The organism is Micromonospora sp. NPDC047753, assembly GCF_040642735.1.
GTDB lineage: Bacteria > Actinomycetota > Actinomycetes > Mycobacteriales > Micromonosporaceae > Micromonospora.
In genome coordinates this window covers 1-9,603 of the sequence record NZ_JBEYSL010000252.1, presented here as the reverse complement: position 1 = coordinate 9,603, position 9,603 = coordinate 1, and the positions used below count along the sequence as shown (strand labels likewise).

Genomic DNA, 9,603 nt, shown 5'->3' with positions numbered 1-9,603 from the left:
TAAGCTCCATTCGTAGAGGGTCGGCGCCAACAGAGCCCGACAACCGCACGAAGGGGAGCACCGGGTCGAGGTGGTACGCCTTCTCGGTGACGGTCAGGGTCACCACGCGGACCGCCGGGTCGGCGAGCAACGCCACCACGGCCTCCGGGTCGCTGGGCGCGTGCCGGACCCCGCTCAGTGCACCCACCACCCGGGTGGAGCTGCCGGCGGCGGAGAGGGCGCTGACGCTGAACAGGTTGTCCTGCGCGGCGATCGCCTCGACCACCGCCGTGCTGCGCGGCGCGACGGCCACGATGCCCCAGTCACCCCCGGCCGCGCCGACCGCCGCCTCGGTGAAGACGGCCTGGTGGGCCCGGTGGAACGCGCCCAACCCCAGGTGTACGACGCCGGTCGGCACGGTGCCCGGCCGGATCAGCGGGCGGGCCTCGGCGGGCAGCCGGCGCAGCATGCCCAGGCCGAGCCGGGAGGCCCCGACGGTCACTGCCATGCCGGGCCGTCCGGGAAGCGGAACTCCGCGATCGACGCGGGTTTCATGGTGGCGCTGTAACCGGGCCGTTCGGGCAGCAGGTAGCGGCCACCGCGGGTCCGCACCGGATCGACGAAGTGCTCGTGCAGATGGTCGACGTACTCGATCATCCGACCGTCCAGACCGGCGCCCACCCGCAGGTAGTCGAAGATCGCCAGGTGCTGGACGTACTCGCAGAGGCCCACGCCGCCGGCGTGCGGGCAGACCGGCACGCCGAACTTCGCCGCCAGCAGCAGCTCGGCCAGGACCTCGTTGACGCCGCCGACCCGGCAGGCGTCGACCTGCATCACCCCGATCGCCTCGGCCTGAAGAAGCTGCTTGAAGATCACTCGGTTGGCGGCCACCTCACCGGTGGCCACCCGGCAGCGACCGCCGGTCAACTCGGCCACCGCGCGGGCGATCCGGGCGTGCCCGAGGATGTCGTCGGCGTGGGTGGGCTCCTCGATCCAGTACGGGTCCACCTCGGCCAGGGCCGCCATCGCGGTGATCGCCTCGTCAACGTCCCAGACCTGGTTGGCGTCCATCATCAGCAGCGCGTCCGGGCCGATCTCCTCCCGGATGATCCGGGCCCGCCGCAGATCGTCGGCGAGCGGCCCGCCGACCTTCATCTTCATCGCCCGCCAGCCGTCGGCGTACGCCTGCCGGGTCAGCGTCCGCACCTTGTCGTCGGAGTAGCCGAGCCAACCGACCGATGTGGTGTACGACGGGAAGCCGTCACGTTCGAGGGTGGCCAACCGGTCGGTGAGCCCGTCGCGTCCCTTGTCGAGGATGGCCGCGGCCTCGTCCGGGGTGAGCGCGTCGGTGATGTGCTTGAAGTCGACGCTGGCCACGAGCTCGTCGGTGGGCAGGTCGGCGAGGAAGCGCCACATCGGCTTGCCGGCCAGTGTGGCCCGCAGGTCCCATACCGCGTTGACCAGCGCGCCGGTCGCCATGTGGATGACGCCCTTCTCCGGGCCCAGCCAGCGCAACTGCACGTCGGCGCTGAGCGAGCGCCAGAACGCCACCGGCTCGGCCGTGATCTCCTCGATGGTGCGCCCCTGGACGTGGTGGGCCAGGGCACGCACCGCCGCGCAGGTGATCTCGTTGCCCCGGCCGTTGGTGAAGGTGAACCCGGCGCCGGTCGGGCCGGCGTCGGTGCCCAGCTCCACGTACGTCGCCGAGTAGTCGCCCCGGTTGATCGCGTCGGAGCCGTCGCCCCGGGCGGCGGTGGGGAACCGCACGTCGTGCACCTCGACGGAGGTGATGGTGACGGTCACTGAGCCTGCCTTTCGTTCGCGACTGCGGGGCTCCGCTGCGCTGCACTCCTCGCGCTCACAGGTGGTGGTCCCCTCCGAAGTTGAAGACCCGCTTGGGCAGCCGGTACGCCAGGTCGACGATGGTCTCCGCGGCCTCGTCCATCGGCAGCCGGTGCTCGGCGACGAGCCGGGCCAGGAAGCCGGCGTCCACCCGGCGGGCCACGTCGTGGCGTACCGGGATGGAACAGAACGCCCGGGTGTCGTCGACGAACCCGGTGGTGTTGTAGAAGCCGGCGCTCTCGGTCACCGCCTCCCGGAACCGGCGCAGCACCTCCGGGGAGTCCAGGAACCACCAGGGCGCGCCGAGCAGCAGCGCGGCGTACCCGCCCGCGAGGGGCGCCAGCTCGCGGGTGAAGGTGTCCTCGTCGAGGGTGTAGAGCACCAGTCGCAGCCGGGGGTCGTTGCCGTAGCGGTCCAGCAGCGGGGCGAGCGCGTGCACGTACTCGGTGGCCTGCGGGATGTCGCCGCCGACGTCGCGACCGTGCCGGGCGTGCAACCACCGGTTGTGGTTGCGCACCGCGCCGGGGTGCAGCTGCATGACCAGGCCGTCGTCGAGCGACATCCGGGCGAACTCCACGAGCATGTGCGCCCGGAACGCCTCCGCGTCGGCGGCGTCGGCCTCGCCGCGCCGACCCCGGTCGTAGAGCCGCTCGGCCTCGGCCAGGGTCAGATCCAGGGTGCGCGCGGTGGGGTGGCCGTGGTCGGAGGAGGTGGCGCCGGCGGCGATGAACGCGGCGCGTCGGGCCCGCAGCGCCGCCAGGTAGCCGGCGTAGTTGCCGGTGTCCTCGCCGGCCCGGTCGCCGAGACGGTCCACGTTGGTCGACCAGCCTTCGAACTCCATGTCCACCACGTCGTCCGGGCGGAACGTGGTGACCACCCGGCCGCCCGGCCCGCCCCATCCGTCGGCGGCGAGTTTGGCGTGCTGCGCGAGGTCGTCCAGCGGCGACTCGGTGGTCGCGAGGACCTCGATGTTGAACCGCTCGAACAGCGCTCGGGGCCGGAAATCCGGCTCGGCGAGCCGGGCCGCGATCTCGTCGTAGATGGCGTCGGCGGTGCCCGGGTGGAGTGGGGTGTGCACCCCGAAGACGGTGCGGAAGGTCTGCTCCAGCCACAGCCGCGACGGGGTGCCCCGGAACAGGTGCCAGTGCGCGGCGAAGCGACGCCAGATCACCCGGCCGTCGGTCTCCACCGGGCTGCCGTCGCGGGTGGGCACCCCCAGATCCGCCGGGGGTACGCCCTGACTGAGCAGCATCCGGGTCAGGTAGTGGTCGGGCACGATGAGCAGCTGCGCCGGGTCCGGGAAGGGTCGGTCCTCGGCGAGCAGGGCCGGGTCGACGTGCCCGTGCGGCGAGATGATGGGTTGCTCCGCCGCCAGGGCGTACAGCTCCCGGGCCAGCGCGCGCTGGCCCGGCTCGGGCGGCAGGAGCAGGTCGGTGTGGTCGAACGTGGGCACGGAGTGGGGCTCCTCGTCTCCTGTGTCAGCGGGGGGTGAGCAGGTCGGCGACGCGGACGGGTTGGCCGGTCTCGAAGGACCGGTTTGCGGCCAGACCGGTGAGCAGGGCCAACGCGCCGTCGTCGGCGGTCGCGGCGCGGCCCAACGGGTCGGGTTGACCGCCGAGGAGCACCCCGGTCATCCGGGCGTCCGCGCCGCCGTGCCCGTGCCGGCTGCGGCCCTCCACCGGGATCTGCCGGGGCGGGGCCCAGAACGGGCGCAGGGTAAGCGTCGCACCACCGCCCTCGGCCGGCGCCTCGGCACCGTGCAGGGCGGCCCCCTTGACCGCGCCGGCGGTGCCCCGGTCGACGTAGTCGTTCTCGGCCACGTTCAGCTCCAGTCGGCCTCGGCTGCCGTTGACCATCACCCGGTAGCCCTCCCAGGGCGCGTACGCGGTGAGGTGGTAGGTCATGGTGGCGCCGGTGGAGTAGCGGGCCAGCACCGCCATGTCGTCCTCGATGCTCACCCCGGGCGCGAAGACGTTGCGGTCGCGCTGGTAGCCGTCCTCGGCCTCGGCGTCGAGGTACAGCTCGCGCAGCCGGGGATGCGCGTCCAGCCGTAGGGCGAACGGGTCGTCGGCGGCGGCGGGGGAGCCGTGCGCCCGGTCGTAGTCGCGGGCGTACCCGTGCCGGCGACCGTCCTCGCCGTAGAAGAAGAGTCGGCCGGCCGCGTACACCTCGACGGGCGTGGCGGCCAGCCACCAGTTGACCAGGTCGAAGTGGTGGCTGGCCTTGTGCACCATCAGCCCCCCGGAGGTGGCCTTGTCGCGGTGCCAACGGCGGAAGTAGTCGGCGCCGTGGCGGACGTCGAGCAGCCACTCGAAGTGCACCGAGCCGATCTCGCCGACCGCGCCCTCGGCGAGCAGCCGGCGAACCTGTTCGTGCAGCGGGTTGTAGCGGTAGTTGAAGGCGACTGCCACCCGCCCGCCGGTCTCGGTGACCGTGTCCAGAATCCGCCGGCAGCGGGCCGCGTCCACTGTCATCGGCTTCTCGGTGACGACCTCCCGGCCGGCGCGCAGTGCTGCCACCACGTACTCGTCGTGGGTGACGTCCACGCTGGTGACCAGGACGACGTCGACGCGTTCGGAGTCCAGCATGGTCGTGAAGTCACCGGCGGGGTACGTGGGCACCGGGCGGTGACCCAGCTCGCCCAGCCAGCGGTTGTGCGCGTCCATGCGGGCCTGGTTCACGTCGGCGAAGGCGACCAGCTCGGTGGTGTCGGCGTGGTCGAGCACCAGCGCCCGGACGAACATCTCGGCTCGCGCGCCGGTGCCCACGACGGCGTACCGGACCCGTCCGGCGGCTCTCGGTGACATGCGGTCGCCTCCCGTGGGTGCTGCAAAGGTTTGCAGTGAAGTAATCACGATCGATGCGTTCGCGTCAACGATGACGGCGTGATCGGCGTCATTTGTCGGCGTCTGGGGGGTTGCAGGTGACCAAGGGGAGTGTGGGTGCAACGAAGCCGTAATCATTGACCGTTGACACTGGCGCAACCGTTTGCATTAATGGGCCACACCTGCGTGACCGCCACCACATCGGACGAAGGGGCCGCCGTGCCAGTCACCATCCGGGACGTCGCCCGGGCGTCCGGTGTGCACATCTCCACCGTGTCCCGCACCTTCTCCGCTCCGCACCTGGTCAATCCCGAGACCCGGGTCCGGGTGCTGGCCTGCGCGGAGGACCTGGGCTATCGGCCCAACCGCGCCGCCCGGGCCCTGATCACCGGGCGGACGCACAACATCGGGCTGATCATCGCGGACATCGCGAACCCGTTCTTCCCGCCGCTGATCAAGGCGGCGGAGAGCCAGGCCCGGCACCGCGACTACCACGTCTTCGTGGCCGACACCAACGAGGACCCGACCGCCGAGGAAGAGCTGGTCCACGCCCTCGCGAAGCAGGTGGACGGCGTGCTGCTGTGCAGCCCTCGGATGAGCAACAGCCTGATCGAGCAGCTCAGCCGCGAGGTGCCACTGGTCGTGGTGAACCGCCAGGTGACCGGCCTGCCCTGCGTGCTGATGGACGTCGGGCAGGGCGCCCGGTCGGCGATCGAGCACCTGGTCGGCCTGGGGCACCGCAGCATCGCGCTGCTCGGTGGACCGCGCAGCTCGTGGACCAACCGGGAGATGCGCCGTGCCGCCGGCGCGGCCGCCCGAGCCGGCGGCGCGGAGCTGACCATGCTCGGCCCCAACGCGCCCACCGAGGTCGGCGGCTCCGCAGTCGCCGAGCAGGTGCGACGCAGCGGCGTGTCGGCAGTGCTCGCCTACAACGACCTGATGGCGATCGGCCTGATCGAAGGGCTGGACGCGCTCGGGGTCCGGGTGCCGCAGGAGGTGAGCGTCGTCGGGGTCGACGACATCACCCTGAGCCGGCTGACCCGCCCCAAACTGACGACGGTGGCCACACCCACCGGGGCCGCCGGCCGGACGGCCGTCGACATGCTGCTGCAACAGGACATCGAGTCACCGCGCGGTGCGCGGGGGTCCGGTGCCGGCACGGCGCTCGGCGTCCGTCGTACCACCGCACAGGTAATGCTCCAGACCGACCTGGTCATCCGCGACTCGACCGGTCCGGGCCCGTACGCCCGACCGGCACGTCCCCTGGCCGCACCACGTGGCCCGGGCCCGCATTGCCCTGCGGACCCGGGCATCCCGACTGCGGCCACCGGTGACGCCGTCGCCTCCTAATGCCGAGGAGTGAGCGCACATGCACCCCGCAACGCCCCCCACCACTGACGCGTCCGTCGGGCGCGCCCACCGTACCCCGCTGCCCCGGCGGCACCTGCTGCGTGGCCTGCTCGCCGTGACGGTCGCCGCACCGCTGATGTTCGGCGCCGCCGCCTGCGGAGACGACGACGGCGGCGCCGCCGACCCGAACGCCCCGGTGAAACTCTCGATCTTCTGGTGGGGCGGCGACGCCCGGGCCAAGCTGACCGAGGACGCGCTGGCGCTCTACACCAAGAAGCACCCGAACGTGACCTTCGAGAAGACCTGGCAGGCCAACCAGGGCTACTTCGACAAGCTGGCCACCCTCACCGCCGGCGGCAATCCGCCGGACCTGTTCCAGATCGACGACAACTACCTCGCCGAGTACGCGGGCCGCAACACCACGCTCGACCTGACCTCTTACCAGGAGTCCGGGAAGCTGGACACCTCCAAGTTCCCCGAGAGCCTGTGGAAGTACGGCGTCGTCGACGGCAAGCTCGCCGGCCTGGCCGCCGGGGAGAACACCCAGGGTCTGGTCTACAACAAGACGCTGCTGACCACGCACAACCTGCCCGAGCCGACCACCGGGATGAGCTGGGAGCAGCACATCGCCTGGGCCGAGCAGGTCACCGCGAAGACCAAGGTGCCCGGCACCCAGGACCCGAGCGCCGACTACAAGGCGTTCTGGGTCTGGCTGCGCCAACAGGGCAAGGACCTCTACAAGGGCAAGGAGCTGGGCTTCACCGCCGAGGACGTGACCAAGTGGTTCGACCTGTGGAAGGGCGCCCGGGACCGCAAGGCCACCCCGAGCGCCGACGTCATCCACGAGGGCAACTCCAGCGACGTCACCAAACAGTTGGTGGTCACCGGCAAGTCGGCGACCTCCTGGGTCTGGGCCAACCAGATGCCGGACCTGAAGAAGAACACCAAGGACGAACTGGGCGTGATCGCCTACCCCGGTGACCCGAGCGCGCAGTGGGCCCGTGCCTCGATGTACTGGTCGGTGTTCAAGGGCAGCAAGAACAAGGACGTCGCCGTCGACGTGATCAACTTCCTGAACAACGACCTCGAAGCGGTCAAGCTGCTCGGCACCGACCGTGGTCTGCCGTCCAACCTGGACCTGCGCCGGGTGGTCAGCGACGACACCACCGACCCGGCCATGAAGCAGTCCATCGCCGTCGAGGCGGAGCTGACCCAGAAGTTCGGCGAGTCGCCGCAGGTGCCGATCAAGGGCCACAGCAAGGTGAAGTCCGAGCTGATCAAGGCCGCCGAGAACGCGCAGTACGGCCGGGCCACCCCCGCCGAGGCCGCCACCCAGTTCATCGAGGCGTGCAAGTCCGCCATCGCCTGACCGCCCGCGAGGCGAGGAGAGGAGCTGTTCGTGGCGTTGACCACGGCGCCCGACCCGACCCGACGCGGCCCCGGATCCGTGCGGGCCCACGCGCAGAGGCGTGGGCCCGGACGGATCCGGCACAGCGAAGGTCTGGCGGGGTACGTCTTCCTGTCGCCGTGGCTCATCGGCCTGATGGGTGTCACGGCGATCCCCATGCTGCTGTCGCTCTACCTGAGCTTCACCAACTACGACATCCTCACCCCCTTCTCCGAGGTGGAGTGGGTGGGGTTGGCCAACTACGAGCGGATGTTCACCGCTGACCCGTCGTACTGGCACGCGGTGCGGGTCACGCTGACCTTCGCGTTGATCGCCGTACCGCTGAAGCTGGCCGCGGCGCTCGGCGTGGCGCTGCTGCTCAACCGCGCCTGGCGCGGCGTCGGGCTGTTCCGCGGGCTGTTCTACCTGCCGTCCCTGCTCGGCGGCAGCGTCGCGCTGGCCATCGTCTGGGTCAACATGTTCAACCGCGACGGCGCGTTCAACTCGCTGCTGAGTCTTTTCGGTATCACCGGCAAACCGTGGGTCAACGACCCCGACTGGGCCCTCGAAACACTGATGGTGCTGGCCATCTGGCAGTTCGGCGCACCGATGGTGATCTTCCTGGCCGGGCTCAAGCAGGTGCCCACCGAGCTGTACGAGGCCGCGTCCGTGGACGGGGCCGGCCGGTTCCGCCAGTTCCGCAACGTCACCCTGCCGATGCTCTCCCCGGTCATCTTCTTCAACCTGGTGCTGGAGACCATCAACGGCTTCCAGGGCTTCACCGCCGCGTTCGTGCTCAGCAACGGCACCGGCGGCCCTGTCGACTCCACCCTGATGTACACGCTGAACCTCTACATCACCGGCTTCACCGACCTCAACATGGGCTACGCCTCGGCGATGGCCTGGGTGTTCCTGCTCGCCATCGCGGTCATCACCGCGATCTTCTTCAGCACCGGACGGTTCTGGGTGCACTACTCCGACGGGGAGGACCGGTGATGGTGGCGGTGACCCCGACGACCGCAGCGCCGCCGAACGTGCGCCGACGCCCCGGCGGCCGGCCCGTGCTGCGACTGCTGATCCTGGTGGCGATCGTCGCCGTGGTGCTCTACCCGCTGATCTGGATGGTGGGCACCTCGCTGAAGTCCCAGGAGGAGATCGTCAACAACGTCGGGCTGCTGCCCGAACGGTTCACCCCGGGCAACTACACCGCCGGGTGGTCCAACTTCGACGTCAGCTTCGGCCGGTTCTTCCTCAACAGCGCCATGGTCAGCCTGCTCACCGTCATCGGCAACGGGCTCTCCTGCCTGCTGGCCGCGTACGCCTTCGCCCGGCTGCGGTTCCGGCTGCGCGGCATGTGGTTCGCCGTCATGATCGGCACGCTGCTGCTGCCGCAGCACGTGTTGATCGTGCCGCAGTACATCCTGTTCCGCACGCTCGGGCTGGTCGGCGGTGACTGGCCGTACCTGCCGCTGCTCATCCCGCAGTTCCTGGCCACCGAGGCGTTCTTCGTCTTCCTCATGGTGCAGTTCATGCGGGGCGTACCCCGGGAGCTGGACGAGGCGGCCCGCATCGACGGCGCCGGCCCGTTCGGCATCTTCCGGCACATCATCCTGCCGCTGAGCCGCCCGGCGCTGGTCACCACGGCGATCTTCTCGTTCATCTGGACCTGGAACGACTTCTTCCGCCAACTGGTCTTCCTGTCCCAACTGGAGGACTACACCGTCCCGGTCGCGCTGACCCTGTTCATCGACTCGACCAGCCAGAGCGCGGTCGGCCCGATGTTCGCCATGTCGGTGCTGTCGCTGCTGCCGGTCTTCCTGTTCTTCGTCGCGTTCCAGCGGATGCTCGTCGAGGGGATCAACACCAGTGGCATCAAGGGCTGAACCCGTGGACACCGGCGGGCGGCGGGACTGGCGCGACGTCGGCCGCGACGCCGCCGACCTGGCCCTGCTGGGCATCCTGCTGACCCTCGCGGCGGTGCCCCTGCTCACCGCCGCCGCGGCGGCGGGCACGGCCAGCGCGGCGGTGCGCGACTGGACGCGTACCGGCAGTTGGCCCTCGGCACGCACGACACTGCGCCGGTTCGGCCGCGCGGTGCTGCCCGGTGTGCCGGTCAGCCTGCTCGCGCTCGCCGCCACCGCGCTGCTCGCCGCCGACCTGGCGGCGCTGGACCCGCAGCGGAAGGCCGCCAGGCTGGACTGGTGCGTCGCGCACACGGTG

Annotated in this window: 8 protein-coding genes and 1 pseudogene; 5 read left to right on the top strand and 4 right to left on the bottom strand. The window is 70.7% G+C overall.

Annotation, left to right across the window (positions count from 1 at the left end; translation table 11 throughout):
* The 4 genes from ABZ749_RS20785 to ABZ749_RS20770 form a co-directional block, all read right to left on the bottom strand.
* On the bottom strand, positions 1-487 hold a 487-nt coding region (locus ABZ749_RS20785; RefSeq protein WP_357230051.1), incomplete at its 3' end, for a mannitol dehydrogenase Rossmann domain-containing protein.
* Positions 478-1,782 carry an enolase C-terminal domain-like protein gene (locus tag ABZ749_RS20780; protein WP_357230049.1) on the bottom strand — a complete coding sequence of 435 codons (1,305 nt, stop codon included), beginning with the start codon at positions 1,780-1,782 and terminating at the stop codon, positions 478-480. The genes ABZ749_RS20780 and ABZ749_RS20785, both read right to left, overlap by 10 nt.
* A gap of 55 nt (positions 1,783-1,837) precedes the next feature.
* Positions 1,838-3,274: a glucuronate isomerase gene (gene uxaC, locus ABZ749_RS20775; RefSeq protein ID WP_357230047.1), complete on the bottom strand. Its 1,437-nt coding sequence runs from the start codon at positions 3,272-3,274 to the stop codon at positions 1,838-1,840.
* Between the two features lie 25 nt (positions 3,275-3,299).
* The gene (locus tag ABZ749_RS20770) at positions 3,300-4,628 is read right to left on the bottom strand and encodes a Gfo/Idh/MocA family oxidoreductase (RefSeq protein ID WP_357230045.1); all 1,329 of its coding nucleotides are present in this window, start codon (positions 4,626-4,628) and stop codon (positions 3,300-3,302) included.
* A gap of 237 nt (positions 4,629-4,865) precedes the next feature.
* On the opposite strand from ABZ749_RS20770, the gene ABZ749_RS20765 reads away from it, so the two are divergent.
* The 5 genes and pseudogenes from ABZ749_RS20765 to ABZ749_RS20745 form a co-directional block, all read left to right on the top strand.
* Positions 4,866-5,996 carry a LacI family DNA-binding transcriptional regulator gene (locus tag ABZ749_RS20765; protein ID WP_238688794.1) on the top strand — a complete coding sequence of 377 codons (1,131 nt, stop codon included), beginning with the start codon at positions 4,866-4,868 and terminating at the stop codon, positions 5,994-5,996.
* A gap of 19 nt (positions 5,997-6,015) precedes the next feature.
* A complete protein-coding gene (locus ABZ749_RS20760) occupies positions 6,016-7,365 on the top strand; it encodes an extracellular solute-binding protein (protein WP_357230043.1) in 1,350 nt (449 codons plus the stop codon).
* 30 nt (positions 7,366-7,395) lie between these two features.
* A complete protein-coding gene (locus ABZ749_RS20755) occupies positions 7,396-8,379 on the top strand; it encodes a sugar ABC transporter permease (protein ID WP_357230040.1) in 984 nt (327 codons plus the stop codon).
* Entirely contained in the window at positions 8,379-9,266 is an 888-nt protein-coding gene (locus ABZ749_RS20750) for a carbohydrate ABC transporter permease (RefSeq protein WP_357230038.1), read from the top strand. Before ABZ749_RS20755 ends, ABZ749_RS20750 begins: the two co-directional genes overlap by 1 nt.
* 4 nt (positions 9,267-9,270) lie before the next feature.
* Positions 9,271-9,603: pseudogene (locus tag ABZ749_RS20745) on the top strand (hypothetical protein); the annotation flags it as partial.